Raw genomic sequence first — 24584 nt, 5'->3', positions numbered from 1 at the left:
GGTCCGAGGGATTGAATGTCGCTGACGATCCGCCGCGCGCGGCCCGATGAGGCCGGACTGGTGTTCTCGCTGGTCCGCGAACTCGCCGAATACGAAAAGCTTCTGCATGAGGTTCACGCCAGCGAGGCCGATATCGCCGAGGCGCTGTTCGGCGCCAACCCACAGCTCTATTGCGACATCGCGGAATGGAACGGCGAGCCTGCCGGCTTCGCGGTCTGGTTCGTCAACTTCTCGACCTTCGCCGGCCGTCACGGCATCTATCTCGAAGACCTCTTCGTGCGTCCGGCGCTGCGCGGCAAAGGCATCGGCAAGGCGCTGCTCGTGCATCTGGCGAAGCAATGCCTCGCCAATGGCTGGTCGCGCCTGCAATGGGCGGTGCTCGACTGGAACGCGCCGTCGATTGCATTCTACAAGTCGCTCGGCGCCGAGATGATGGACGAATGGACGATTTGCCGCGTCTCCGGCGAGGCGCTGTCGGCTCTCGCGGAAGGGGCACGCTGATGGAGATCGTGCTCGTCGTTGCGGTCGCCGAGAACGGCGTGATCGGGAGCGACAACGCCATTCCGTGGCGGCTGAAATCCGACCAGCAGCGTTTCAAGGCGATTACGTTGAACAAGCCCGTCGTGATGGGACGCAAGACCTTCGAATCCCTGCGCAGGCCGCTGCCGGGCCGCACCAACATCGTGGTGACGCGCGATCCCAACTACCGCGCGCGCGGCGCCATCGTCACGACGTCGTTTGACAACGCCCGCGCCATTGCGCTTGGCGACGCGCTGCGGCGTTTCGCCACTGAGATTGCCGTCATCGGTGGCGCGGAAATCTACGCGCAATGGATGGGCACCGCCGATCGCCTTGAGATCACCGAGGTCCATGCCCGGCCGGACGGCGACACGCGGTTCGACAAAATCGATGCGCAGCTATGGGACGAGGTGGCGCGCGTGCGAAATCCGGCAGGCCCGGACGACAGTGCCGACTTCTCCTATGTGACATATCGTCGGCGCGGCCGGGGTTAACCAATGTTTGCATTGACAATTATGCCCCGGCGCATAGCTCGTCCGGCCAGGAAGCTTGCGTTGTAAGGGCCCTAGCGGTCCCCTATAACCGGGCCGGACATTCGAGGCCGGGCGTCCCGTCCGGACTTGCCGAGGAGATGTTTGATGCCGTGGAAAAATCAAGGCGGGGGGCCCTGGGGCTCGGGTCCGAAAGGGCCATGGGGCACCGGTCCGCAGTCAGCCGGGCCAAGGCCGCCAGATCTTGAGGATCTGCTGCGGCGCGGCCAGGACCGCCTGCAGCAGTGGCTGCCCGGCGGGCATTTCAGCGGCATGGGCGTCGCGCTGGTGCTGGTCGCCGCGCTGGCGATCTGGTTCGCGACCGGCATCTTCCGCGTGCAGTCTGAAGAGCTCGGCGTCGTGCTGCGCTTCGGCAAGTATGTCCGGGATGCGCAGCCGGGCCTGCGCTATCACCTGCCATATCCGATTGAGACAGTGCTGCTGCCGAAAGCGCTGCGCGTCAACACGATCTCGATCGGCATGACGCTGATCGACGATCCCGCTCGCCGCGGCCGCACCATGCGCGACGTGCCGGAAGAGAGCCTGATGCTGACCGGCGACGAGAACATCGTCGACGTCGACTTCACGGTGTTGTGGCGCATCAAGCCGGGTGGGGCCGGCGCCTATCTGTTCAATATCCAGAATCCCGAAGGCACCGTGAAGGCGGTTGCCGAAAGCGCGATGCGTGAGGTGATCGGCCGCTCGCAGATCCAGCCGATCCTGACCGGGGCGCGCAACGTCACCGAGCAGAGCGTCCAGGAGCTGATGCAGAGGACGCTCGATACCTACAACGCGGGCATCCAGATCACGCAGGTGCAGATGCAGAAGGTCGATCCGCCGGCGCAGGTGATCGACGCATTCCGCGACGTGCAGGCGGCGCGCGCCGACCTCGAGCGCAAGCAGAACGAGGCACAGACCTACGCCAACCGGATCGTGCCGGAAGCGCGCGGTCGTTCCGCGCAGATCCTGCAGGCCGCCGAAGGCTACAAGGAGCAGGCGGTCGCCGACGCCAAGGGCCAGAGCGCACGCTTCCTGAAAGTCTATGAAGAGTACAAGAAGGCACCCGACGTGACGCGCGAGCGCATCTATCTGGAGACCATGGAAAAAGTGCTCGGCGGCTCCGAGAAGCTGGTTTATGACGGCGGCCCGGGCCAGAACATCGTGCCCTACCTTCCGCTCGGCGAACTGACGCCGCGGCGTCCGGCGGCACCGGCCACGACCGGCCAGCAGCAGGGAGCCACCCGATGAGGTCCCCCGTCACCGGCATTGTGTTCCTGATCATCCTCTTCATTGTGCTCGCCGTCGGCTACAGCTCGGTGTTCACCGTGCAGCAGACCGAGCAGACCATTGTCTTGCGGTTCGGCGAGCCGGTCGACATCGTCACCGAGCCCGGCCTGCACTTCAAGGCGCCGTGGAATTCGGTGATCAACGTCGACAAGCGCATCCTCGATCTGGAAAACCCGTCGCAGGAGGTGATCGCCTCCGACCAGAAGCGGCTCGTGGTGGACGCCTTCGCGCGCTATCGCATCAAGAATGCATTGCGCTACTACACCAGCGTCGGCTCGATCCAGGCCGCCAATCTGCAGCTGACCACGCTGCTGAACGCAGCGCTGCGCCGCGTGCTCGGCGAGGTCAACTTCATCACCGTGGTGCGTGACGATCGCGAGAAGCTGATGCAGCGGATCCGCGAGCAGCTCGACAGGGAAGCGGACGGATACGGCATCGAGGTTGTCGACGTCCGCATCCGCCGTGCCGACCTGCCGGAGCAGAACAGCCAGGCCGTCTACAACCGGATGAAGACCGAACGTGAGCGCGAGGCGGCCGAGTTCCGTGCCCAGGGCGACCAGAAGGCGCAGGAAATCCGCTCGAAGGCCGACCGCGAAGCGACCGTGATCGTCGCCGAGGCGAACTCGGCCGCGGATCAGACCCGCGGTGCCGGCGACGCCGAGCGCAACCGCCTGTTCGCCGAAGCCTATGGCAAGGACAAGGACTTCTTCGCATTCTATCGCTCGATGACGGCGTATGAGAACGGCCTGCGTTCCAGCGACACGCGTTTCCTGTTGCGGCCGGACTCGGAATTCTTCAGATACTTCGGCGGTGCAAGCGGCAAGTTGCCTGAGGCGGCCGCCGCGCCGAAACAGTAACGTCACGACTTGAACATCAGGACTTGGCGGCGATGCGGATGACGCTTCGCCGCCGACCAAAAACAACAAGCATCGAGCGGGAGGCTGCCATCCGATGAAGTCCATAGCGTTCGGCGACTTCCTCATCGGGTTGGGAATCCTGTTCGTGCTCGAAGGCATCCTGTTCGCGGCAAGCCCCGCCTGGATGCGCCGGGCGATGAAGAGCGCGCTGGCGACGCCCGACAATATCCTGCGCATCGTCGGTATCGGCTCGGCGGTCGCCGGGCTTGTGCTGATCTGGGTGGTGCGAAGATAGTCGCCGTTCCGGAGCATGCGAAGCATGACCGCTAATGCGCGATTGCGCATCGGGGAACCTCGAGATTCCCCAAGGCGCGCAATTGCGTCCCCGGGGTTCAGCCCTGTCGGGCTGCCCCGGAATGACAAGCAAGACTGAACATAATCGTGAGCCTCTCGCAGCCGGTTTTTCGCCGAAATGTCCGGGTGAGATGCTTGCGCCGTATGCCCGTTCGGGCGCACTCTGTAACTAGCGCATTTGAACCCGTTTGCCTCTGGAGAAACTCCTACATGACCGCTGCCAGACCAGCCCTGAGCCGCCGCTTCCGCATGATGGGAGCCGCGATCTCGATCGGTGCTGCGAGCATGCTGAGCTCCGTGCCGGCGTTCGCACGCGGTCCTGAAGGCATCGCCGACATCGCCGAGAAGGTGATCGACGCCGTCGTCAACATCTCGACGTCGCAGACCGTCGAGGCCAAGGACCGGACGATGCCGCAGCTGCCGCCGGGCTCGCCGTTTGAGGAATTCTTCGACGACTTCTTCAAGAACCGCCGCGGGCCGCCTGGCAAGGGCGGCGACAAGAGCGGTGAGTTCCAGCCGCGCAAGACCAACTCGCTCGGCTCGGGCTTCATCGTCGACACCGCGGGCATCGTCGTCACCAACAACCACGTCATCGCCGACGCCGACGAGATCAACGTCATCCTCAACGACGGCACCAAGATCAAGGCCGAGCTGGTCGGCGTCGACAAGAAAACCGACCTCGCGGTCCTGAAATTCAAGCCGCCGAAGCCGCTCACCGCGGTCAAGTTCGGCGACAGCGACAAGATACGGCTCGGCGACTGGGTGGTCGCGATCGGCAACCCGTTCAGCCTCGGCGGCACGGTGACCGCGGGCATCGTCTCGGCCAAGAACCGCGACATCAGCCAGGGCCCGTATGACAGCTACATCCAGACCGACGCCGCCATCAACCGCGGCAATTCCGGCGGTCCGCTGTTCAACCTCGATGGCGAGGTGGTCGGCGTCAACACGCTGATCATCTCGCCGACCGGCGGTTCGATCGGCCTCGGCTTCGCGGTGCCGTCGAAGACCGTGGCCGGCGTCGTCGACCAGTTGCAGAAATTCGGCGAGCTGCGCCGCGGCTGGCTCGGCGTGCGCATCCAGCAGGTCACCGACGAGATCGCAGACAGCCTCAACATCAAGCCGGCGCGCGGCGCGCTGGTTGCCGGCGTCGACGACAAGGGGCCGGCCAAGCCGGCGGGCATCGAACCCGGCGACGTCGTCGTCAAGTTCGACGGCAAGGACGTCAAGGATCCGAAGGATCTGTCGCGCATCGTTGCCGACACGGCGGTCGGCAAGGAAGTCGACGTCGTCGTCATCCGCAAGGGCAATGAGGAGACCCGCAAGGTCACGCTCGGCCGGCTCGAGGACAACGAGAAGGTTCAGCAGGTCAACGCCAAGTCGAAGGACGACACCGCCGAGAAGCCGGTGACCCAGAAGGCGCTCGGTCTCGACCTCGCGGCGCTGAGCAAGGACCTGCGCACCAAGTACAAGATCAAGGACAGCGTGAAGGGCGTCGTCGTTACCGGCGTTGACGGCAATTCCGATGCCGCCGAGAAGCGGCTGTCGGCGGGCGATGTCATCGTCGAGGTGGCGCAGGAGGCGGTGTCGAGCGCCGCTGACATCAAGAAGCGCGTCGATCAACTCAAGAAGGACGGCAAGAAGTCGGTGCTGCTGCTGGTCTCGAACGGCGACGGCGAACTGCGCTTCGTCGCGCTCGGCGTGCAGTAACATTCACATACGTCATTCCGGGGCGGTCCGCAGGACCGAACCCGGAATCTCGAGATTCCGGGTTCGATGCTTCGCATCGCCCCGGAATGACGGTTTGCTACCCCGCCACGAACTCATCCCGCCGGTAGCCTTGCGCGTACAGCAGCGCGGTGAGATCGCCGTGGTCGATCCGGACCGCGGCCGCGGCCGCGACCGCCGGCTTGGCGTGATAGGCTACGCCGAGGCCCGCAGCCTGGATCATGCCGAGATCGTTGGCGCCGTCGCCCACCACAAGGGTGTCGATCTCGTCGAGATCGAAGGACTCGGTGAGCTCGATCAAGGTGGCGAGCTTGGTGGCGCGGCCGAGGATCGGCTCGACCACCTCACCGGTCAGCTTGCCGTCCACGACCTGCAACTGGTTGGCGCGGTTTTCCTGAAAGCCGACCTTCGCCGCGACCACCTTGGTGAACAAGGTGAAGCCGCCCGAGATCAGGCAGGTATAGGCGCCGTGCGCGCGCATGGTCATGACCAGTTCGCGGCCGCCCGGCGTCAGCGTGATGCGCTTGTCGAGCACCTCGTCGACCACGCTGACCGGCAGTCCCTTGAGCAGCGCCACCCGCTCGCGCAGCGCGGACTCGAACTCGATCTCGCCGCGCATGGCACGCTCGGTGATCGCAGCGACATGGGCCTTGAGCCCGGCGAAGTCGGCGAGCTCGTCGATGCACTCCTGGCCGATCATGGTGGAATCCATGTCGGCCAGAAAAAGCTTCTTGCGCCGGGCGATCCGAGGCTGCACGACGATGTCGATCGGCAGGTCGCCGCGGGCCTGGCGAACGCGTTCCTCGATTGTCTTGATACCGTCCCTGCTGCTGTCCTCGCTTTCGAACGGAATGTCGGCGGCGACTTCGTTGAACAGCCACTGCGCCGGGCCGGGTGAGGGCAGCACGGCCCGCGCACCGTCGACGATGGTGGAGTCGAGCGCGGGGGTTGCAGGATTGCAGATCAGCGTGGCAACGAGGGACATGCAGGCGCATTCGGGATTGTTGAACAAGGCAGTGCTTATCGCAGGGCCGACCGCCAGCGGCAAGTCGGCGCTGGCGCTCGAACTCGCGCAGCGGACCGGCGGGGTCGTGATCAACACCGACTCCATGCAGGTCTATCGTGACCTCCGGATCATCACCGCGCGGCCGACCGCAGGCGAAGAGGTGCTGGTTCCGCACCGGCTCTATGGCCATGTCGACGCCGGCGTGAATTTCTCCGCCGGCGCCTGGGTGGCCGATGCGGCGAAGGTGCTCGGCGAGGCGCGTGCGCAGGGACGGCTGCCGATCTTCATCGGCGGCTCGGGCCTCTATTTCAAGGCGCTGACGCGCGGCTTGTCGGCGGTGCCGCCGATCCCGGCCGATGTGCGCGACGGCGTGCGCGCACGGCTCGAGCAGCTCGGCGTCGAGGCGCTGCATGCCGAGCTTGCAGCGCGCGATCCGGTGTCGGCCGAGCGGCTGAAGCCGCGCGACCGCACCCGCATCGCGCGCGCGCTCGAGGTGGTCGAGGCCACCGGCCGCCCGCTGCCGGACTGGCATCGCGAGGGCCTGCCGCCACTGCTGCCGCCGGGCGATTTTCATGCGCTGTTTCTCGCGCCGGCGCGCGAGAGGCTCTATGCACGGATCGACGCCCGGTTCGGTGTCATGCTCGATGCCGGCGCGCTCGACGAGGTCGCGGCGCTGGCGGCGCGTGGGCTCGATCCGTTGCTGCCGGCGATGAAGGCCCATGGGGTGCCGGCGCTGATCCGGCACCTGAGGGGAGAGATCAGCCGCGAGGAGGCCGCCGAGATCGGCCGGGCCGACACCCGCCATTATGCGAAGCGCCAGTTCACCTGGTTTCGCCATCAGCTCCCGGAATTCGAATGGGTCGAGCCGGATGCGGCCGGCAAGTGGCTGCGAGAGCAAGTCCCGTAGCCCGGATGGAGCGCAGCGCAATCCGGGGACCGGCCCCTCCGCGCGGAGGCTATCCCGGATTGCGCTGCGCTCCCATCCGGGCTACCGGGCCGGCGGTCCCGCACGCCCGTCAGCCATGCGCGTTCGCCCGCGCAAAAACACTCGCCGAACGAGCGGAACCCCGGTAGAGTACGGAAATCGCGAAAGTGCTTGCCTTGCCTTGACATTCAGGCTTTGGCCGCTATGTTCGCGCAACCTTTGGGAAGACTGGGTCGTATCGTGCGCAACATTATTACCAAACTGCTTATCGCCGTCGTACCCAGGCACACCGCCGGGGATGGCTAGCGGCCATCCAAATTCGGGCGGTGTGCATGGGGCCTCTAGGGCCCCTTTTTATTGCCCGAAGCCGAACTGACGAGAACTGACAAAAGCCGCGCAAAAACAAGCGCATCCGGAGCGAACCATGACCGACAAGAGCCACGATCCCAATCAGATGACCGGCGCCGCGATGATCGTGCGCGCGCTCATCGATCACGGCGTGCAGCATGTCTTCGGCTATCCCGGCGGTGCGGTGCTTCCGATCTACGACGAGATCTTCCAGCAGAGCGAGGTCGAGCACATCCTGGTCCGTCACGAGCAGGGCGCCGGCCATGCCGCCGAAGGCTATGCCCGCTCGACCGGCAAGCCCGGCGTGGTGCTGGTGACGTCGGGCCCCGGCGCCACCAACATGGTGACGCCGCTGACCGACGCGCTGATGGATTCGATCCCGCTGGTCTGCATCACCGGCCAGGTGCCGACCCATCTGATCGGCAACGACGCCTTCCAGGAGTGCGATACGGTCGGCATCACGCGGCCCGCCACCAAGCACAATTGGCTGGTCCGCGATGTCAATGACCTCGCCAGGGTGCTGCACGAGGCCTTCTATGTCGCCACCACCGGCCGGCCCGGCCCGGTCGTGGTCGACGTGCCGAAGGACGTGCAGTTCGCGACCGGCACCTATCATCCGCCGCGCAAGTCGGACGTGCACATCTCTTACACGCCGCGCGTCAAGGGCGACGCGACCCAGATCCGCAAGGCGGTGGCGCTGCTCGCCAATGCCAAACGTCCCGTGATCTATTCCGGCGGCGGCGTGATCAATTCGGGTCCTGAGGCCTCGAAACTGCTGCGCCAGTTGGTGGAGGCGACCGGCTTCCCGATCACCTCGACCCTGATGGGGCTGGGCGCCTATCCCGCTTCGGGCCCGAACTGGCTCGGCATGCTGGGCATGCACGGCACCTACGAAGCCAACATGACGATGCATGATTGCGACGTCATGCTGTGCGTCGGCGCGCGCTTCGACGACCGCATCACCGGCCGTACCGACGCCTTCTCGCCGGGCTCGAAGAAGATCCACATCGACATCGACCCGTCCTCGATCAACAAGAACATCCGCGTCGACGTGCCGATCATCGGCGACGCCGGCAACGTGCTCGGCGATTTGCTGCAGGTGTTCAAGGCAGAAGCCAAGAAGCCGGACATCAAGTCGTGGTGGCAGCAGATCGCGCAATGGCGCGCGCGCAACTCGCTGTCCTACCGCAAGAACAACGATATCATCCTGCCGCAATACGCGATCCAGCGCCTGTTCGAGCTGACCCGCGGCAAGGACACCTACATCACGACCGAGGTCGGTCAGCACCAGATGTGGGCCGCGCAGTTCTTCGGCTTCGAGGAGCCGCACCGCTGGATGACCTCGGGCGGTCTCGGGACCATGGGCTACGGCCTGCCGGCCGCGGTCGGTGTGCAGGTGGCGCATCCGGACAGCCTGGTGATCGACATCGCCGGCGACGCTTCGGTGCAGATGACGATCCAGGAGATGTCGACGGCGGTCCAGTTCGAGCTGCCGATCAAGATCTTCATCCTGAACAACCAGTACATGGGCATGGTTCGGCAATGGCAGCAGCTGCTGCACGGCAACCGCCTGTCGCACTCGTATTCCGAGGCGCTGCCCGACTTCGTCAAGCTCGCCGACGCCTATGGCTGCGTCGGCCTGCAGGCGACCAAGCCGTCCGATCTCGACGGCGCGATCAAGGAGATGATCTCGATCAAGCGCCCGGTGCTGTTCGACTGCCGCGTCGCCGCGCTGGAGAATTGCTTCCCGATGATCCCGTCGGGCAAGGCGCATAACGAGATGCTGCTGCCGGAAGAGGCGACCGATGAGGCCACCGCGAAGGCCTTCTCCGGTGGCAAGGCGCTGGTGTGATGATGGATCGGCGTGGAGCACTCTCTTTTCACCTCGCCCCGCTTGCGGGGAGAGGTCGGATTGCGCGCAAGCGCAATCCGGCTGAGGGGGAGTCTCCGCGAATCCGTCTCTCACCATTGCTCTGGAAGCAGCCCCTCACCCCAACCCTCTCCCCGCAAAGAGCGGGGAGAGGGAACTTATCGCGCGCTCGAATGGAGGGCGGCTCCCATGTTTGACCTCAACGAGCTCGAGCGTGCACACCGGATCGTCGGCACCGCGGTGCCGGCGACGCCGGCGCACGCCTGGCCGCTGCTGGCCGAGCGGCTCGGCACCGAGGTCGTCGTCAAGCATGAGAACCACACGCCGACCGGCGCCTTCAAGGTGCGTGGTGGCCTGGTCTATCTCGAACGGCTGAAGCGCGAGCGGCCCGACGTTCCCGGCATCATCTCGGCGACGCGCGGCAATCATGGCCAGAGCCTGGCGTTCGCGGCAGGGCGTCAGGGCGTGTCGGCGACGATCTACGTGCCGCGCGGCAACTCGGTCGAAAAGAACCGCGCCATGCACGCGTTCGGGGCCGAGCTCGTCGAGCACGGCGACGACTTCCAGGCCGCGCGCGAAGAGGCCGAGCGCCGCGCCCAATTCGCCGGCCTGCACATGGTGCCGTCGTTCCACCCGGACCTCGTGCTGGGTGTCGCGACCTACGCGCTCGAACTGTTCCGTACCGCGCCCGATCTCGACATTCTCTACGTGCCGATCGGGCAGGGCTCCGGCATCTGCGGCTGCATCATGGCGCGCGACCTGCTCGGGCTGAAGACCGAGATCGTCGGCGTGCAGTCGACCGAGGCGCCGTCCTACGCGCTGTCGTTTGCGGCCGGAAAGATCGTCACCACCGAGACTAGCAACACCCTTGCCGACGGCATGGCGACGCGGATTCCGGACGCGGATGCGTTCGCGCTGATCCGCAAGGGCGCCTCGCGCATCGTGCAGGTCAGCGACGACGAGGTCGGGCAGGCGATCCGCGCCTACTGGACCGATACCCACAATCTCGCCGAGGGCGCGGGCGCTGCGGCGCTCGCGGCCGCGCTGCAGGAAAAGAGCAGGCTCGCCGGCAAGCGGGTCGGCCTGATCCTGAGCGGCGGCAATATCGATTTCGATCTGTTCCGGACCTGGATCGGAACGGATGCTGCGCCGGCCGCCGAGCGGGCGGTGGCGTGAACAGAATGTAAGGGGACGACCATGAACCAGCCCGCATCCGCCTACTTCCTCGAAGAGCGTCACGATCCCAACGAGACGCACACTTTGTCCGTGCTCGTGCAGAACGAGCCCGGCGTGCTCGCGCGCGTGATCGGCCTGTTCTCCGGCCGCGGCTACAACATCGAGAGTCTCACCGTCTCGGAGACCGAGAGCCAGAAACATCTCTCGCGGATCACGATCGTCACCACCGGCACGCCGATGGTGATCCAGCAGATCAAGCATCAGCTCGACCGCATGATCCCGGTCTACCGCGTCGTCGACATGACGCTGACCGGCAGCTCGATCGAGCGCGAGCTTGCGATGGTCAAGGTGCGGGGCGGTGGCGATCACCGCGTCGAGGCGCTGCGGCTGGCGGATGCGTTCCGCGCCCGGGTGATCGACGCCACGACCGAGAGCTTCGTGTTCGAGATCACGGGCAATTCGTCCAAGATCAGTCAGTTCATCGACCTGATGCGTCCGCTGGGCCTGGTCGAGGTGTCACGAACCGGGGTGGCCGCGATCACGCGCGGGCCGGAAGGGATGTGAGGCATGTTGGCGCGCGACTGGTACTACACGCAACGGCGGCAGGTCGGTCTCGATACCGCGGTGGCCTCGATCTATGACGTCAGCGAGGACAGCGATGTCCGTGCCCGCCAGGCGCTGACCATGCTCGGCGTCAAGCCGGGCTGGCGGATCGCCGATATCGGCTGCGGCAACGGCGTGCTGGCCACCGAGGCGGCATTGATGGGCGCCGAGGTCGACGCCATCGACATCTCGCCGGCGATGATCGGGCTTGCCGAGATCTATGCGCGCGACCGCAAGGCGAAGATCCGGACCCAGCCGGCCGGCCTGCTGTCGTTCGCCTACCAACCGAATTCCTACGACCTCATCGTCAGCGAGTTCACGCTGCACCATCTGCCGGACTTCTGGAAGGCGGTGGCGCTGTCGCGAATCTTCAACGCGTTGAAGCCCGGCGCGAACTTCTACCTGCGCGACATGGTGTTCGTCGGCATGCCCGACGGTGTCGATCGCGATGTCGAAGGATGGGCCGACTTCTCGATCAAGAATCACGGCTTCGAGCGCGAAAGCGTGATCACCCATATGCGCGACGAATACTCGACCTTCGGCTGGGTGATGGAGCGCATGCTGACCGAGACCGGTTTCACGCTGGTCTCCGTCGACTACCACGCGCCCCTGCACGGCACCTATCTGCTGCGCAAACCGAAGCCCGACGAACAGATCTAGATCCCGACCGAAACGGAAGCAAAAGAAGAACAACAATGAAGCCGGCCGATGTTGGCATCGCCGTCATGGTCGCGGTGATCTGGGGGCTTGCGTTCGTCGCAAGCCGGATCGCGCTCGATGAGTTCTCGCCGGAGCTGATGACGACGCTGCGCTTCGCCATCGCCGCGCTGCCGTGCCTGTTCCTGCGCAAGCCCGGCGTTTCCTGGCCGCTTCTGATCGCGATCAGCTCAACGCTGTTCCTCGGCCAGTTCCTCGCACAGGCCTTTGCGATCGCGCATGGCGTTCCCGTCGGGCTTTCCAGCGTGATCGTGCAGAGCCAGGCGCTTTTCACCATCGCCTTCGCCGCCCTGGCCTTCGGGGAAATCCCGACACGGAGCCAGGCAATCGGCATCGCGATCGCCGCGCTCGGCCTGCTGATGATCTGCGGGACGGTCGGCTACGACTTCAGCGTCGCCGCGTTTGCGATCATCATGATCTGCCCGATCAGCTTCGCGATCGGCAATCTTCTCCTGCGGCAGGCGAACGGCGCGCCGATGTTCGATCTGTTCGCCTGGCTGTGCCTGTCCGCCGCGGTGCCGCTTGCAGTGCTGACCTTGATCACCAACGGGCCGCAGCCGACCTGGCATGCGCTGACCCACATGTCGCTGACCGGGCTCGTCTGCATGCTCTGCCTCGGCGGCATCTCGACCAGCATCGCCTATTGGCTGTGGGGCCGGCTGCTGCGGGATTATCCGGCGGCGCAGGTGGTGCCGTTTGCGCTGCTGGTGCCGTTCGTCGGCTCTGCCGCGTCGAGCATCGTGTTCGGCGAGACATTCGGGCCGCTGCGGCTGGCCGGCATGGTCACCGTGATCGCCGGCATCGCCGTGATGCTGCTGTCGAAGCGGCCAAAAGCTCTGCCGAAAGTCGCGTGAGGGCACCATGTCGAATTCGCTGCTGTTTGCCTTTGTCGTGTTCGCCGTCGTGATGTTCTTCACGCCCGGCCCCAACAACATCATGCTGCTGTCGTCGGGGCTGACCTACGGCTTCCGCCGCACGGTGCCCCATATCGCCGGCATCACCGTCGGCTTCGCCTTCATGGTCGGCGCGGTCGGCGTCGGGCTGGGGACCGTCTTCATCGCCTATCCGGTGCTGCGGACGATCCTGAAATATGGCGGCGTCGCCTACCTGATCTATCTCGCCGTCGTCATCGCCATGGCCGAGCCGCCCTCGGCGGACGAGGACGACAGGGGCGGCCGCGGCCCGATGACGTTCTGGGGCGCCGCCATGTTCCAGTGGATCAATGCCAAGGGCTGGGTGATGGTGATCGGCACCATCACGGCCTATGCGGCGATTGCCGCCTTTCCCTGGAACATCGCGATCCAGGTCGGCCTGAGCCTGATCCTGGGGACGGTGTCCTGCGTCGTCTGGGCGCTGTTCGGGACCGCCTTGCGGCCGATCCTGACCTCGCCGCGGGCGATCCGCGCCTTCAATGTGGTGATGGCCATCCTGCTGCTGGCCTCGCTCTACCCGGTCTTCATGGACGCATGATGCCGCACCGCGCCATGCGAGATGAGGGTTTCCCCTGAGGGGGAAAATGCTCTAGACAACGCCGGAAATTCGCGGGCGCCCGGCGGTTCTGACCTTCCGAAAGCCTGATTCATCGGCCGATTTTGGCCCCCTTTCAAACGAGGAAACCACGATGCGAGTTTACTACGATCGCGATGCCGACCTGAACCTGATCAAGGGCAAGAAGGTCGCCATCGTCGGCTACGGCAGCCAGGGCCACGCCCACGCTCTGAACCTGAAGGATTCCGGCGTCAAGGAAGTGGCGATTGCGCTGCGCAAGGGTTCGGCGTCGGCCAAGAAGGCCGAGAACGCCGGCTTCAAGGTGATGGAAGTCGCCGAAGCCGCCAAGTGGGCCGACCTCGTCATGATGCTGACCCCGGACGAGCTGCAGGGTGACATCTATCGCGAGCACCTGCACGACAACATGAAGAAGGGCGCGGCGCTCGTGTTCGCCCACGGCCTCAACGTGCACTTCAACCTGCTCGATCCGCGCGCCGACCTCGACGTGCTGATGATCGCGCCGAAGGGCCCCGGCCACACCGTGCGCTCGGAATACCAGCGCGGCGGCGGCGTGCCCTGCCTGATCGCGATCGCCAAGGATTCGTCGGGCAACGCCCATGACCTCGGCCTCAGCTATGCCTCGGCGATCGGCGGCGGCCGCGCCGGCATCATCGAGACCACCTTCAAGGAAGAGTGCGAGACCGACCTGTTCGGCGAGCAGGTGGTGCTCTGCGGCGGCTTGGTCGAGCTGATCAAGGGCGGCTACGAGACGCTCGTCGAGGCCGGCTACGCGCCCGAGATGGCCTATTTCGAGTGCCTGCACGAAGTGAAGTTGATCGTCGACCTGATCTATGAAGGCGGCATCGCCAACATGAACTACTCGATCTCCAACACCGCCGAATACGGCGAGTACGTCACCGGTCCGCGCATCGTCACGGCCGAGACCAAGGCGGAGATGAAGCGCGTGCTCGCCGATATCCAGGGCGGCAAGTTTGCCCGCGACTGGATGCTGGAGAACAAGGTCAACCAGACCTCGTTCAAGGCCACCCGCGCCAAGCTCGCCGCGCATCCGATCGAGGAAGTCGGTGCCAAGCTGCGCGACATGATGCCCTGGATCAAGAAGGGCGCGCTGGTCGACAAGAGCAAGAACTAACAGGCGAGGCCTGTCATTCTGGGACGGTCCGCAGGACCGAGCCCGGAATCTCGAGATTCCGGGTTCGCCTCTTCGAGGCGCCCCGGAATGACGCTGTGATGAAAAAGGGTGGGCGCGTTGCCCACCCTTTTTCTTTGTCGCAGAGGCGCAGCGGCCGCTAGCCGGCCGCCATCGGCTGCTTCTCGATCCTGTTGTGCAGCTGCCAGAACCGCACCGTGCGCTGCGCGGTTTCCAGCGAGAGCCGGCGGTAATCGCGCTGCGCGATCTCGAGCGTCGCATTGTCGAGCGGCAACGGCAGCGGCCGCTTGCGCAGGATGCTTTCGACCGTCGGCCAGTTGAGCCGCGCCGAGCGGCACGGGATCAGGATCAGGTCGGAGCGAAGGCCGAGCATCAGCCGTTCGATCATCGCGATCGGCATGTCGTTGAGCACGGCGAGCGCGACCGTGACCTCGTCGAGCTTGCCCTCTTCGGCGAATTTGTAGACGGCCGCATCGTCGAGCTCGTTCAGCTGCTTCATCAGCTTGACCAGCTCTTCGGCGATGCCGTAGTTGCGGCGCGGCGCCGCGGCCTCTTCCTGGGCGATGTCGTTCAGCACCTGGCTGATCTCCTCGCGCGCCCTGGGCGACGCGATCGAGAGCAGGCGGGCGCGCACAGTATCCTTGGCGCGCTGCAGCAGGTCGCGCAGCAGCTTGGCCGGAATGTCGATGCGCAGCCCGAGGATCTCGACCAACTCGTCGTCGCCTTCGGCGCGGGCGACGATGCTGGAATAGCCGTTGTCGGAGAACTGCGCGCCGGCGTTCTTGGCGAGACGCCGGATCACCTTGTCCTCGCCGCGGTTGATGATCACGTCGGTGACGGAAGGCGGCAGGTTTTCCCGCGCGGAGATTGCGAACAGGTGGTCCTGGCCCTTGCTGCTCGCGATCTCGCGCAGGGCGTCGTTCGAGAGGCGGCTGGAGTGGGTCAGTACGTCGCCGGCGACGCTGATGTCGTCGTCCCAGGCGAGGTGCTGGATCACCTCGAACGGCGCATAGTCGAGCGGTGCGAGCCGCTTGCTGAGCTCGGCCCGCGCACGCGTCTCGACGCGCGCGACCAAGAGGCAGAGCACGTCGTCGAACACCTTGACCTGTTCATCGTTGAGGCGGTCGCCGTCGTTCAGGAACAGATCGGTGACCTGCCGCAGCGTCTGCACGCGCTTGGCTGATGTCCCGTCCCGGACCGCATCCTCGAGTTCGGCGATAATCGATTGTGACGCCTGTTGCGCCATCGATGGGCAACCTTGTTTTTGTTGAATGACACCTGTTTGCGCACCATGCGGGGCGCGGTCTTACACCTGCGTTAAGGTGGAACACGGTGCAAATACGGTGTGCGTCGCATCCTTAACAGGCTGCGACCGGACTCGATTCAATGCGCGCTTTCGGCTTGGCGGAAGCTGATGCCCGTGCATTTTAAGAGATCGTTTAGGACGATAGGCGCCGCGCGACGGAAAAGATGTCGATCGACGCGGCACGTCCGCGCAATTGCGTCGAGCCGAGCGGCTCGACGACTAAATCCCGATCCGGCGGCAGCAGGCGCAGCAGGTCGCCCGATACCAGCAGCGGACGGCCGGCCTCCTTGCAATGCGCCTGCAGCCGCGCCGTGACGTTCACGGTGTCGCCGAAATAGGCGATCTGTCGCCGCGAGTCCCCGCATTCCGCGGTGACGACCGGACCGGCATGCATCCCGGCTCGAAACGCGGGCACCACGCCGAACTCCTTGCGATATTGATCGGCCCGCTTGGCGAGGCGATCCTCGATCGCGAACACGCAATCGAGATACCGCCGCGATCGCCCGTCGGCATTGGCCGACCAGGTCACGATCACTTCGTCGCCGACATAGGCGTGGACTTCGCCGCCGTGCGACACGATCGGCTCGTCGATGTCGAAGAAGAAGCGCGTCAGCAATTCCTGCACGCGCAGCTCGCCCATCGACTCCGCTAGCGTCGTCGAGCCGACCAGGTCGAGGAACAGCAGCACGCGCTCCTCGCGCACCGGCTGCCGATAGCGTCCGAGCACGATGCTGAGCAGCGTGTGCCCGCCGATCATCCGGACCAGCTCGTAGATCGTCGTGATCGGGATCGACAGCAGCAGGCCGACGCCAATGATCTTCAGGAAGGTTTCGCGCATCCACTTGGCTTCGAGCCCATGCCCGTAAAGCACGATTTCCAGCACGATCGCGGCGGCCGCAACGGTGACGGCGAGGATCACAGAGCGGCCGATCAGCTCGACGATGAGTGATTGCCGTCGCAGCCAGCCACCACGTGCGGCCAGATAGAGATGCGTCGCCCAGACGATCACCGTGAGGGCTGCGCCGTCGAGGGCGCTGCGCAGATAGTTCGCGACGGAAGCCTCGTCGGACTCGTCGAAGGCGTAGCGAAACAGCCCGCCGACCAGCAGGCCGACCACGCCCAGAATGATCGCAGGCATCACGGCGCGACGCATGGTCCCCTCCATGCATATGAAATATCCTGCGCGGACCGGGAAGGCCAGCCGCGGCGCGGCCGGCGGTGGACGGGATGCATCGCGGCGGCACTCATGTATGCTGCGACGACAGGATCGATCGAACAGGGAAAGTGGCATGACATCGGCTGTCACCACTGGCGCGTGCAGGCTCATGGCCGTTCTGGCGGCTGTCTCCATCGCTTTCACCGCGCCGGTTACCCGCGCCGGCGATCAGAGCGTTGGCGAGCCATCCTGCGACGGCGGCACCTACCAGATGGTCGAATGCCTCAAGGCCAAGACCGCGCAGTGGGACAAGCGGATGAACGTCGCCTACCAGAAGGCGTCGAAGGATGCCGCCGACGACAAGCAGCGCGAACAGCTGCGCACCGCGCAGCTGCTATGGATCCAGTATCGTGACGCCAACTGCCTGTATTACGACCTCGGCGAGGGCACTATCGCCCGGCTCGATGCCGGTGAATGCATGCGCAGCATGACCGAAGCCCGCGCTAAGGAACTGGAGAATCTTGGCCATCAGTGAGCCATCTTCCGGAGTCAGGACCGAGGTCATGACTGATGGAAAGAGCCAGGACGAATTGACCCAGCTTGCGGATGAGGCGTTGCGCGCCCAGCCCGGCTGTGAGACCGCGCGCGTGCCGGCGATCGCCGGGCTGCCCGATGCGCAGATCGGACGCAACTGGGAGATTCCGAACGTCGTGCTCGGCGACAGCCTGATCAGCGACGTCGACCGCGCGGTGCTATCGGTTCATCGCCAGCTCGGCCGCAAGTTTCACCTCGTGTGAGGCGACTTGATCTCAGCTCGCCTGCGCCTGACGTGGCGCGGGCCGGCCGGCCATGCTGATCATCCTGAGCGCGAACACCGCAGCGAGCGGCACGAGGAATAGCGCGTAGAGCGGCATCTCGGGAATCCGCTTGCCGAACGAGACCATGAACTGCAGCAGCAGATAATAGCCGCCGATCAGATGCAGCCTGCGCCAGGCGCGCGGGCCGAGCAGTGCAGCCGTGCGATCGAACGAAGTCGCGGTCAGCGCGATGATGGCGAGATAGCCGATACCGCCGAAGACGTAGGAGACGATCGAGGTCGCGGCCGCAAAGCCGGGCGGATCGAGCATCGCGAAGGCGGCGATCGCGACCGCATGGATGGCGTGCGAGGCCGCGAAGGTGAAGCCCAAATAACGGCGGTTGCGGCGCTGCCAGTGCGTCCAGGCGTTCGGCCACAGCCGCGCCAGCGCCGCCGCCGAGAAGGCGAGGCAGAAGAACAAGAGCGAGGTCCGCGCCGTGAAGCGGATCACCATCCGCACGCCCTCGACCTCGAACTGCCGCATCGCGGCGATCCAGATCGAAAGTCCGATCAAGGTGAGGGTGAGCAGGCCAAACAGCCGCCAGCCCTCGAACCAGTTGCGACGCGTCGCCATATCCGCCTCCCGTTTTATGTAATCACCAGTTACATTTCGGCCCCACGCGCGGTCAATCTGTGTAATCATCGCTTACATTCACAAGCGGGTGATGCTAGAGGTGCGCCATGCGCCGCCCCGCCAAAAGCCCGCCCACCGGCCGCCGGCCCGCCAAGCCGCGTCCGGCCGCGACGCGGGCGCAGGCGGCGAGGCCGTACCACCACGGCGACCTCCGCCGGGTCCTTATCGATGCCGCCATGCAACTGGTCGGCGAGGGCGGCCCGGAGGCGGTCAGCGTGCGCGAGGCCGCGCGCCGGGCCGGGGTCTCGCCGGGCGCGCCGTTCCGGCATTTCCCGAGCCGGGACGCGCTGATGAATGCGGTGGCGGAGGAGGCGCAACGCCGCTTTCGCGCCGAGATCGAGGCGGCGTTGGCCGAGGCGCCGCCAGGCGATCCGCTCGGCCGCTTCCGCCATCTCGGGATCGCCTATCTGCGCTGGGCGATGAAGAACCCGACCCATTTCGAGATCATCTCCAGCCGCCGCTTCTTCGACCACGACCGCTCGGCCGCCGTCTCCGGCGACAATGCCGAGTTGATCGGCCTGACCGAGCGCACGCTGGCGGAGGCATTTTCAGCTGGCCAACTCGGGACGCGCGACCTCAGGCAGGTCCAGATCGCCGGCCGCGCGCTGGTCTATGGCTTCGCGCGGATGCACATCGACGGTCATTTGCCGCGCTGGGGTGTCGGCGATGCGGAGGTCGAGCAGATGGCTGCCGACATCGTCGATCTCTTCATCGCGGGTATCGCGAGCCACGCCGCGCCGGCCGCAAAAGTTTAAGGCGCGCGCACTGCCTGCCGCGGCCAGGCTTGGGCAGGCAAATTCATTGCGCGTTCATAACGATTCAATTACGGTTTTGTGACGCGGCCCAGACACCGGCTGTGCCGCATGCCTCCTGGCCGTTGCCAGTCAAGGCGGTGGCATTGCGCCGGGTTGTATTGCGTCCCGCCCATGGCGCCCGCGCCTCAGCAGAACTCCTCCGTTGCCGCACTGGCCGGCGGTCTTGCCGCGCTTGGCATCTGGCGGTTGATGGCGGTCGCGGCACCGCATTTCGGCGCGCTGATTCTGATGCTGCGCACCGAGACCGATTTCGGCTCGCGGCTTTGCTTCCTGCTCACCTGGGGAATCCTGAACTTCCTGTTCATCGCGCTGCTGCGCCGGCCGGCGCTGTCGGGCGCGCTGTCGCTGACACTGGTCGTGGTCTTGGTGCTGCTGTCGCGCTTCAAGCACGACGTGGTGCAGATGACCGCGAACTTCGTCGACCTGATGGTGATCGACCGCGACACCGCGGCGTTCCTGCTGACGATCTTCCCGAGCCTGCGCTGGTCGATCATCGGCGCCGGCCTCGTCACGCTGCCCCTGATGTACGCGCTGTGGTGGCTCGATCCGTTCCGCATTCGCCGGCTGCCGGCTGCGGCGGCCTGCCTCGCCTGCACCGCGGCGCTCTCGGGTTATGCCTTCGCCTGGCCGGATGAAGCCTGGCGCGGCTATTACGACGACGGCTACCTCTCGAAGTTCGCGCGCTCCGGCGTCACGGCCGTGTCCGATTTCGTCGCCTACGGCTTTATGGAGTCGGATCCGACCGCGAGCGATCAGCTCAAGATGCCCCTGGTCGATGCCTGTCATCCCGCCGGGCGGCGGCCGAACATCATCATGATCCATGATGAATCGAGTTTCGACATCCGCGCCGCCTCCGGCGTCAAGGTGCCGCCGGGCTATGGCAGCCAGTTCAAGTCCTACGACGGCGTCGCGCGCAAATTCCTTGCCGAGAGCAATGGCGGGCCGAGCTGGTTCACCGAGTACAACGTGCTTGCGGGATTGTCCTCGCGCTCGTTCGGCCGGTTCTCCTATTTCGTCACCCGCATCGCATCGGGGCGCGTGGAGCGCGGCCTGCCGTTGGCGCTGCGCCGCTGCGGCTACGACACGCTCTCGCTCTATCCCGCATTCGGCGCCTTCATGAGCGCGCGCAACTTCCAGACCACGACCGGCATCCAGCGCTTCTACGACGCGCATGACCTGCATGCGAAGGATGTCGAGCCCGACAGCTTCTTCTACGACAAGGCGCTGAAGCTGATGGCCGAGCAGAAGACGTCAGGCACGCCGCTGTTCGCCTTCGTCTATCTCGCCGCCAATCATTTCCCCTGGGAAACCAAATTCCGTCCCGAGTTGCTGCCGTCGTGGAAGCGGCCGGGCAATACGCCCGCGGTCGACGAATATCTGCGCCGGCAGGCGATGAGCGCTGGCGACTATGCCGGCTTCGTCGCGGCGCTGAAGAAGAAGTTTCCGGCGCAGCCTTTCCTGATCGTGCGTTACGGCGATCATCAGCCGGAATTCTCGCCGCAGCTGCTCGATCCCGATCTCGACGAGGCCGGCATCGGCAAGAAGCTGATGGATTACGATCCGCGTTACTATGCGACCTACTATGCGATCGACGCCGTCAACTTCGAACCCGTGAAGAGCCCGGCGGTGATGGACACGATCGACGCCGCCTATCTGCCGCTGGTGATTCAGGAAGCCGCGGGCATTCCGCTCGATCCGTCGTTCGAGGAGCAGAAGGCGATCATGCTTCGCTGCAACGGCGCATTCTATTCCTGCAAGGACGGCGCAGAAGCACGCCGCTTCAATCGCCTGTTGATCGACGCGGGGATCATCAAGGGACTTTGAGCATGCTTCGCGGCCTTCGGGCTAAGGCGGAAGCAATCCATTGTCGCCAACCGCAACTGCGCTGCGAGCTCCTCGTGACAACCGCTCCGCACATCACAGCGATCGCATCGTGAACTAGACTAACGTCGGTAGACGAAGGTCGTCGCGCGAAACCGCGCGCATTACTCATTTGTAATTACGCCGCCGAGATTTCGTCACGATTGTTGCGATTATCTGTCGCGCCGCTGCCACGGTGTTCATCAGCGCAGCGTCAAGTCAGCCAATCCCGCCCTTCTTGCAGGAGTGTTTGCCCATGCGAGCGCTCGATGTTGCGCGCCTTGTCGCCGCCTTCGGACTTGCTATCCCCCTTGCCGTTCCCTCAGCCTCCGCCGCGGAGCCGCCGCACGATATCAAGGGGCTCTACTTGATGACGGACTATCCGGCCGTCACCATCAGGCCCGGCACCACCTCCAACATCTCGCTGCGTCTGCAGAATTACGATCTCGGCCCGCAGCGCTACAAGCTATCGGTCGGGGGCGTGCCGAGTGGCTGGACTGCGACGCTGCTCGGCGGCGGCCAGCCGGTCGCGGCCGCGATGCCGGCGCCCGACTCCAGCGTGCCGCTGCAGCTCCGGCTCGACGTGCCAGCCAACGCTTCGCTCGCCGAGCAAACCCTGACGGTGAAGGCCGAAGGGCAGGGCAGCGAGGCGACGTTGCCGATCGTGGTCGCGCTCGCCAAGGAGTTGCCGGCAAAGCTGACGGTGACGTCGAAACTTCCCGAATTGCGCGGCAGCCCGAAATCGAATTTCGAATACACGCTGACCATCAAGAACGACAGCGGCCGCAACCTGGTCGCAAGCTTCGCCGCGGCGGCGCCGCAAAACTTCGAGACCTCGTTCACCGAGGCCTATGGCACACAGGAATTGTCGTCGATCCCGATCGATGCCGGGCAATCCAAGGACATCAAGCTCAAGGTGCGGCCGCCGAGCGCGATCGATGCCGGGCATTTCCCGGTCAAGGTCACCGTCAACGCCGAGGATGCGTCGGCGCAGACCGAGGTGGCACTCGACGTCGCGGGCCAGCCGCAGCTTCAGCTCTCCGGCCGTGACGGGCTGCTGAGCGCGCGTGCGGTCGCCGCCGAGCAGAGCACGATCCCGGTCGTGGTCACCAATAGTGGCACTGCGCCGGCCGACAACATCGAGCTCGCCGCGACGGCGCCGAGCGGCTGGAAGGTCACGTTCCAGCCCGCCAAGATCGAGCGTCTGGTACCCGGCAAGGACACTGAGGTTCAGGCGCTGGTGACGCCGAGCGACAAGTCGCTCGCCGGCGACTACCAGCTCGCGATGCGCGCTACCTCGCGCGGCGAGACGGCGTCGAGCCAGTTCCGCGTCACGGTGAGCACTTCCACCGTCTGGGGCATGGCCGGCGCCGGGGTGATCGGCGTCGCGCTGCTGTTGATGCTGGGTGCGGTTGCGAGGTTCGGACGGCGATGAGCGAGCAGCGGAACAACAGTGCTGCAACACGGCCCGACACCGTCATCGCGGCACGCGATCTCACCAAGCGCTACGGCAAGACCAGCGTCGTCGACGCCATCAATTTCGACATCGCCAAGGGCGAGGTGTTCGGGCTGCTCGGCCCGAACGGCGCCGGCAAGACCACGACCATCCTGATGATGCTCGGGCTCACCGAGATCTCGGCCGGCCGGGTCAGCGTGCTCGGCTTCGATCCCGCGCGGCAGCCGTTGCAGGTCAAGCGGCGGGTCGGCTATCTGCCCGACGCTGTCGGCTTCTACGACCACCTGACTGCGGTGGAGAACCTCGCTTACGCCGCCAAGTTGATGGGCCTATCGATGGCCGAACGCTCGCGGCGGATCGCGGCGGCGCTCACCCGCGTGCGTCTGCTCGACGTCGCCGACAGGCGCGTCGCGACGTTTTCGCGCGGCATGCGGCAGCGGCTCGGGCTCGCCGAGATCATCGTCAAACGCGCCGAGATCGCCATCCTCGACGAGCCGACCACGGGTCTCGACCCGCAGGCGACGATTGAATTTCTCGACCTGATCAGGGAGTTGAAGGCTGAGGGCGTTACCGTGCTGCTGTCGTCGCACATGCTCGACCAAGTGCAGCGCGTCTGCGATCGCGTCGCGCTGTTCCGGGCCGGGAAGATCGCGATGATGGGTTCGGTGGCCGAGCTCTCGGTCCAGGTGCTGGGCGCTGGCTTCGTCGTCGAGGTCGAGGCCGACGGCGCGGGCATTGCGCGGCGGCTCGCGGCGATCCCGGGCGTCGGCAATGTCGAGACGCTCGCCGATGACCGCTTCCGCATGACCGCCGACCGCGACGTCCGGGCCGATGCCGCGCGCGCGGTGGTCGCGGCCAACGGCGCGTTGCGGCGGCTCTCGGTCGACGAGCCGAGCCTCGAGGCGATCTACGCCCATTATTTCCAGGCCACCCCGTCAGGAGGCGTGCGCGATGCGGCGTGAAGGTTCAGCATTCCAGGGCGTCGGTGCCGTCCTCGTCAAGGAGCTGTCGGACAACATCTCGAGCGTCCGCATGCTGATGCTCGAGCTTCTGATCGTGCTGACCGCGATGGCGGCGCTCTATGAGGCGATCGTCGCGCTCCGCCAGAACACCGCGGAGGATCCACTCCTGCTGTTGCGGCTGTTCACGGTGAGCCAGGCGCCGCTGCCGTCCTTTGTCGCCATCCTCGGCTTCCTGATTCCGCTAATGGCGATCGGGCTCGGCTTCGACCTGATCAACAGCGAGCACAACCGGCGCACGCTGTCGCGGATTCTGGCGCAGCCGATCTATCGCGACGCGCTGCTGCTCGGCAAATATCTCGCCGGGCTCGCGACCATCGCGATCAGCCTCACCGCGCTGTGGCTGCTGGTGATCGGCCTCGGCCTGATCTTCCTCGGCGTTCCGCCGGGCGGCGAGGAGATCGCTCGCTCGCTGGCCTTCCTCGTGATCGCGATCTTCTATGCAGGGGTCTGGCTGTCGCTCGCGATGCTGCTCTCGATCGTGTTCCGCTCGCCGGCGACCGCGGCATTGGTGGTGCTCGGCATCTGGTTGTTCCTGACCGTGTTGTGGCCAATGCTGGCGCCCGCGATCGCCCAGGCCATCGTGCCGCCCGATCCGCGCTTCGCCGCGCTCGGCCTCGATACGCCGGGCACGGCGATCTGGACCCAGCTGCTGCAGCGCTTCTCGCCCAATGATCTGTTTGGCGAGGCGATGCTGGCGGTGCTGTCGCCGACCACGCGCACGCTCGGCCCAATGTTCCTCGACCAGATCCGCGGCGCGGTGATGGGGGCCCCGTTGCCGTTCGGCCAGAGCGTGATGATCGCCTGGCCGCAGACGGTCGGCCTGATCGCCTGCACCATCGTGCTGTTCGTCGCCGGCTACGTCCTGTTCCAGCGCCAGGAGGTCAGGGCCTGAGGCGCAGAGCG

General features: G+C 65.5%; 25 protein-coding genes. 21 read left to right on the top strand and 4 right to left on the bottom strand.

Features of this window, described 5'->3' with window-relative positions; translation table 11 throughout:
- Positions 1 to 15 precede the first annotated feature (15 nt).
- From ACVW1B_RS23320 to ACVW1B_RS23295, 6 genes are all read left to right on the top strand, one after another.
- The gene (locus tag ACVW1B_RS23320) at positions 16 to 501 is read left to right on the top strand and encodes a GNAT family N-acetyltransferase (protein ID WP_310880649.1); all 486 of its coding nucleotides are present in this window, start codon (positions 16 to 18) and stop codon (positions 499 to 501) included.
- Positions 501 to 1013, top strand: coding sequence for a dihydrofolate reductase (locus ACVW1B_RS23315; RefSeq protein ID WP_283069694.1), 513 nt, complete (start codon positions 501 to 503; stop codon positions 1011 to 1013). Before ACVW1B_RS23320 ends, ACVW1B_RS23315 begins: the two co-directional genes overlap by 1 nt.
- A 144-nt stretch (positions 1014 to 1157) precedes the next feature.
- Positions 1158 to 2297, top strand: a complete 1140-nt coding sequence (gene hflK / locus ACVW1B_RS23310) for an FtsH protease activity modulator HflK (protein WP_028342342.1) — start codon at positions 1158 to 1160, stop codon at positions 2295 to 2297.
- A complete protein-coding gene (gene hflC, locus ACVW1B_RS23305; RefSeq protein WP_310880648.1) occupies positions 2294 to 3193 on the top strand; it encodes a protease modulator HflC in 900 nt (299 codons plus the stop codon). Before hflK ends, hflC begins: the two co-directional genes overlap by 4 nt.
- A 94-nt stretch (positions 3194 to 3287) precedes the next feature.
- On the top strand, positions 3288 to 3488 hold the full coding sequence (locus tag ACVW1B_RS23300; protein ID WP_028332483.1) for a DUF2065 domain-containing protein: 201 nt from the start codon (positions 3288 to 3290) through the stop codon (positions 3486 to 3488).
- A 269-nt stretch (positions 3489 to 3757) separates the two neighbouring features.
- Positions 3758 to 5254, top strand: coding sequence for a Do family serine endopeptidase (locus ACVW1B_RS23295; RefSeq protein ID WP_456822297.1), 1497 nt, complete (start codon positions 3758 to 3760; stop codon positions 5252 to 5254).
- A 97-nt stretch (positions 5255 to 5351) separates the two neighbouring features.
- On the opposite strand, the gene serB is transcribed toward ACVW1B_RS23295, so the two are convergent.
- Complete coding sequence (serB, locus tag ACVW1B_RS23290; protein WP_456822296.1) at positions 5352 to 6257, bottom strand: phosphoserine phosphatase SerB; 906 nt, start codon at positions 6255 to 6257, stop codon at positions 5352 to 5354.
- On the opposite strand from serB, the gene miaA reads away from it, so the two are divergent.
- The 8 genes from miaA (at position 6256) to ilvC (ending at position 14558) form a co-directional block, all read left to right on the top strand.
- Complete coding sequence (gene miaA, locus ACVW1B_RS23285) at positions 6256 to 7185, top strand: tRNA (adenosine(37)-N6)-dimethylallyltransferase MiaA (protein ID WP_456823064.1); 930 nt, start codon at positions 6256 to 6258, stop codon at positions 7183 to 7185. The genes serB and miaA overlap by 2 nt on opposite strands.
- Positions 7186 to 7627: 442 nt before the next feature.
- Positions 7628 to 9403: an acetolactate synthase 3 large subunit gene (locus tag ACVW1B_RS23280; RefSeq protein WP_016841059.1), complete on the top strand. Its 1776-nt coding sequence runs from the start codon at positions 7628 to 7630 to the stop codon at positions 9401 to 9403.
- 207 nt (positions 9404 to 9610) lie between these two features.
- Positions 9611 to 10597, top strand: coding sequence for a threonine dehydratase (locus tag ACVW1B_RS23275; protein ID WP_456822295.1), 987 nt, complete (start codon positions 9611 to 9613; stop codon positions 10595 to 10597).
- Between the two features lie 21 nt (positions 10598 to 10618).
- On the top strand, positions 10619 to 11161 hold the full coding sequence (gene ilvN, locus ACVW1B_RS23270) for an acetolactate synthase small subunit (RefSeq protein WP_016841057.1): 543 nt from the start codon (positions 10619 to 10621) through the stop codon (positions 11159 to 11161).
- 3 nt (positions 11162 to 11164) lie between these two features.
- On the top strand, positions 11165 to 11860 hold the full coding sequence (locus ACVW1B_RS23265; RefSeq protein ID WP_028332477.1) for a class I SAM-dependent methyltransferase: 696 nt from the start codon (positions 11165 to 11167) through the stop codon (positions 11858 to 11860).
- A gap of 35 nt (positions 11861 to 11895) precedes the next feature.
- Positions 11896 to 12771: an EamA family transporter gene (locus tag ACVW1B_RS23260; protein WP_057015046.1), complete on the top strand. Its 876-nt coding sequence runs from the start codon at positions 11896 to 11898 to the stop codon at positions 12769 to 12771.
- A 7-nt stretch (positions 12772 to 12778) separates the two neighbouring features.
- Positions 12779 to 13387: a LysE family translocator gene (locus ACVW1B_RS23255; RefSeq protein WP_456779589.1), complete on the top strand. Its 609-nt coding sequence runs from the start codon at positions 12779 to 12781 to the stop codon at positions 13385 to 13387.
- A gap of 151 nt (positions 13388 to 13538) precedes the next feature.
- Positions 13539 to 14558, top strand: a complete 1020-nt coding sequence (gene ilvC, locus ACVW1B_RS23250) for a ketol-acid reductoisomerase (protein WP_018272993.1) — start codon at positions 13539 to 13541, stop codon at positions 14556 to 14558.
- Positions 14559 to 14715: 157 nt separating this feature from the next.
- Here the strand turns inward: ilvC and ACVW1B_RS23245 are convergent, their stop codons facing one another.
- Together ACVW1B_RS23245 and ACVW1B_RS23240 are read right to left on the bottom strand one after the other, a co-directional pair.
- Entirely contained in the window at positions 14716 to 15822 is a 1107-nt protein-coding gene (locus tag ACVW1B_RS23245) for a DUF2336 domain-containing protein (RefSeq protein ID WP_456779590.1), read from the bottom strand.
- A gap of 193 nt (positions 15823 to 16015) precedes the next feature.
- Positions 16016 to 17035, bottom strand: coding sequence for an adenylate/guanylate cyclase domain-containing protein (locus ACVW1B_RS23240; protein WP_456779591.1), 1020 nt, complete (start codon positions 17033 to 17035; stop codon positions 16016 to 16018).
- A 136-nt stretch (positions 17036 to 17171) separates the two neighbouring features.
- On the opposite strand from ACVW1B_RS23240, the gene ACVW1B_RS23235 reads away from it, so the two are divergent.
- Entirely contained in the window at positions 17172 to 17573 is a 402-nt protein-coding gene (locus ACVW1B_RS23235; protein ID WP_456779592.1) for a lysozyme inhibitor LprI family protein, read from the top strand.
- A gap of 28 nt (positions 17574 to 17601) precedes the next feature.
- Complete coding sequence (locus tag ACVW1B_RS23230; protein ID WP_168857163.1) at positions 17602 to 17835, top strand: hypothetical protein; 234 nt, start codon at positions 17602 to 17604, stop codon at positions 17833 to 17835.
- Positions 17836 to 17847: 12 nt separating this feature from the next.
- Here the strand turns inward: ACVW1B_RS23230 and ACVW1B_RS23225 are convergent, their stop codons facing one another.
- The gene (locus tag ACVW1B_RS23225) at positions 17848 to 18468 is read right to left on the bottom strand and encodes a hypothetical protein (protein WP_456779593.1); all 621 of its coding nucleotides are present in this window, start codon (positions 18466 to 18468) and stop codon (positions 17848 to 17850) included.
- A 107-nt stretch (positions 18469 to 18575) separates the two neighbouring features.
- Between ACVW1B_RS23225 and ACVW1B_RS23220 the strand changes: the two genes are divergently transcribed.
- The 5 genes from ACVW1B_RS23220 (at position 18576) to ACVW1B_RS23200 (ending at position 24573) form a co-directional block, all read left to right on the top strand.
- Complete coding sequence (locus tag ACVW1B_RS23220) at positions 18576 to 19283, top strand: TetR/AcrR family transcriptional regulator (protein WP_253607604.1); 708 nt, start codon at positions 18576 to 18578, stop codon at positions 19281 to 19283.
- 171 nt (positions 19284 to 19454) lie between these two features.
- Positions 19455 to 21167 (top strand): sulfatase-like hydrolase/transferase, encoded by a 1713-nt coding sequence (locus ACVW1B_RS23215; RefSeq protein ID WP_057015052.1) that lies wholly within the window; start codon positions 19455 to 19457, stop codon positions 21165 to 21167.
- A 292-nt stretch (positions 21168 to 21459) separates the two neighbouring features.
- Positions 21460 to 22638, top strand: coding sequence for a COG1470 family protein (locus tag ACVW1B_RS23210; RefSeq protein WP_456779594.1), 1179 nt, complete (start codon positions 21460 to 21462; stop codon positions 22636 to 22638).
- Positions 22635 to 23621, top strand: a complete 987-nt coding sequence (locus ACVW1B_RS23205; protein ID WP_092089964.1) for an ABC transporter ATP-binding protein — start codon at positions 22635 to 22637, stop codon at positions 23619 to 23621. The genes ACVW1B_RS23210 and ACVW1B_RS23205 overlap by 4 nt, the downstream gene beginning before the upstream one ends.
- Positions 23611 to 24573, top strand: a complete 963-nt coding sequence (locus ACVW1B_RS23200) for an ABC transporter permease (RefSeq protein ID WP_456822294.1) — start codon at positions 23611 to 23613, stop codon at positions 24571 to 24573. The genes ACVW1B_RS23205 and ACVW1B_RS23200 overlap by 11 nt, the downstream gene beginning before the upstream one ends.
- Positions 24574 to 24584 lie beyond the last annotated feature (11 nt).

Source organism: Bradyrhizobium sp. USDA 4502, assembly GCF_054063355.1.
Note: the sequence above shows the minus strand (reverse complement) of the source record. Positions and strands in the feature narration are given on the sequence as shown.

Excerpts from the sequence above, each read along its gene's own strand:
- ACVW1B_RS23320 (WP_310880649.1), top strand. The coding sequence starts at position 16 with ATGTCGCTGACGATCCGCCGCGCGCGGCCCGATGAGGCCGGACTGGTG.
- ACVW1B_RS23315 (WP_283069694.1), top strand. The coding sequence starts at position 501 with ATGGAGATCGTGCTCGTCGTTGCGGTCGCCGAGAACGGCGTGATCGGG.
- hflK (WP_028342342.1), top strand. The coding sequence starts at position 1,158 with ATGCCGTGGAAAAATCAAGGCGGGGGGCCCTGGGGCTCGGGTCCGAAA.
- hflC (WP_310880648.1), top strand. The coding sequence starts at position 2,294 with ATGAGGTCCCCCGTCACCGGCATTGTGTTCCTGATCATCCTCTTCATT.
- ACVW1B_RS23300 (WP_028332483.1), top strand. The coding sequence starts at position 3,288 with ATGAAGTCCATAGCGTTCGGCGACTTCCTCATCGGGTTGGGAATCCTG.
- ACVW1B_RS23295 (WP_456822297.1), top strand. The coding sequence starts at position 3,758 with ATGACCGCTGCCAGACCAGCCCTGAGCCGCCGCTTCCGCATGATGGGA.
- miaA (WP_456823064.1), top strand. The coding sequence starts at position 6,256 with ATGCAGGCGCATTCGGGATTGTTGAACAAGGCAGTGCTTATCGCAGGG.
- serB (WP_456822296.1), bottom strand. The coding sequence starts at position 6,257 with ATGTCCCTCGTTGCCACGCTGATCTGCAATCCTGCAACCCCCGCGCTC.
- ACVW1B_RS23280 (WP_016841059.1), top strand. The coding sequence starts at position 7,628 with ATGACCGACAAGAGCCACGATCCCAATCAGATGACCGGCGCCGCGATG.
- ACVW1B_RS23275 (WP_456822295.1), top strand. The coding sequence starts at position 9,611 with ATGTTTGACCTCAACGAGCTCGAGCGTGCACACCGGATCGTCGGCACC.
- ilvN (WP_016841057.1), top strand. The coding sequence starts at position 10,619 with ATGAACCAGCCCGCATCCGCCTACTTCCTCGAAGAGCGTCACGATCCC.
- ACVW1B_RS23265 (WP_028332477.1), top strand. The coding sequence starts at position 11,165 with ATGTTGGCGCGCGACTGGTACTACACGCAACGGCGGCAGGTCGGTCTC.
- ACVW1B_RS23260 (WP_057015046.1), top strand. The coding sequence starts at position 11,896 with ATGAAGCCGGCCGATGTTGGCATCGCCGTCATGGTCGCGGTGATCTGG.
- ACVW1B_RS23255 (WP_456779589.1), top strand. The coding sequence starts at position 12,779 with ATGTCGAATTCGCTGCTGTTTGCCTTTGTCGTGTTCGCCGTCGTGATG.
- ilvC (WP_018272993.1), top strand. The coding sequence starts at position 13,539 with ATGCGAGTTTACTACGATCGCGATGCCGACCTGAACCTGATCAAGGGC.
- ACVW1B_RS23245 (WP_456779590.1), bottom strand. The coding sequence starts at position 15,822 with ATGGCGCAACAGGCGTCACAATCGATTATCGCCGAACTCGAGGATGCG.
- ACVW1B_RS23240 (WP_456779591.1), bottom strand. The coding sequence starts at position 17,035 with ATGCGTCGCGCCGTGATGCCTGCGATCATTCTGGGCGTGGTCGGCCTG.
- ACVW1B_RS23235 (WP_456779592.1), top strand. The coding sequence starts at position 17,172 with ATGACATCGGCTGTCACCACTGGCGCGTGCAGGCTCATGGCCGTTCTG.
- ACVW1B_RS23230 (WP_168857163.1), top strand. The coding sequence starts at position 17,602 with ATGACTGATGGAAAGAGCCAGGACGAATTGACCCAGCTTGCGGATGAG.
- ACVW1B_RS23225 (WP_456779593.1), bottom strand. The coding sequence starts at position 18,468 with ATGGCGACGCGTCGCAACTGGTTCGAGGGCTGGCGGCTGTTTGGCCTG.
- ACVW1B_RS23220 (WP_253607604.1), top strand. The coding sequence starts at position 18,576 with ATGCGCCGCCCCGCCAAAAGCCCGCCCACCGGCCGCCGGCCCGCCAAG.
- ACVW1B_RS23215 (WP_057015052.1), top strand. The coding sequence starts at position 19,455 with ATGGCGCCCGCGCCTCAGCAGAACTCCTCCGTTGCCGCACTGGCCGGC.
- ACVW1B_RS23210 (WP_456779594.1), top strand. The coding sequence starts at position 21,460 with ATGCGAGCGCTCGATGTTGCGCGCCTTGTCGCCGCCTTCGGACTTGCT.
- ACVW1B_RS23205 (WP_092089964.1), top strand. The coding sequence starts at position 22,635 with ATGAGCGAGCAGCGGAACAACAGTGCTGCAACACGGCCCGACACCGTC.
- ACVW1B_RS23200 (WP_456822294.1), top strand. The coding sequence starts at position 23,611 with ATGCGGCGTGAAGGTTCAGCATTCCAGGGCGTCGGTGCCGTCCTCGTC.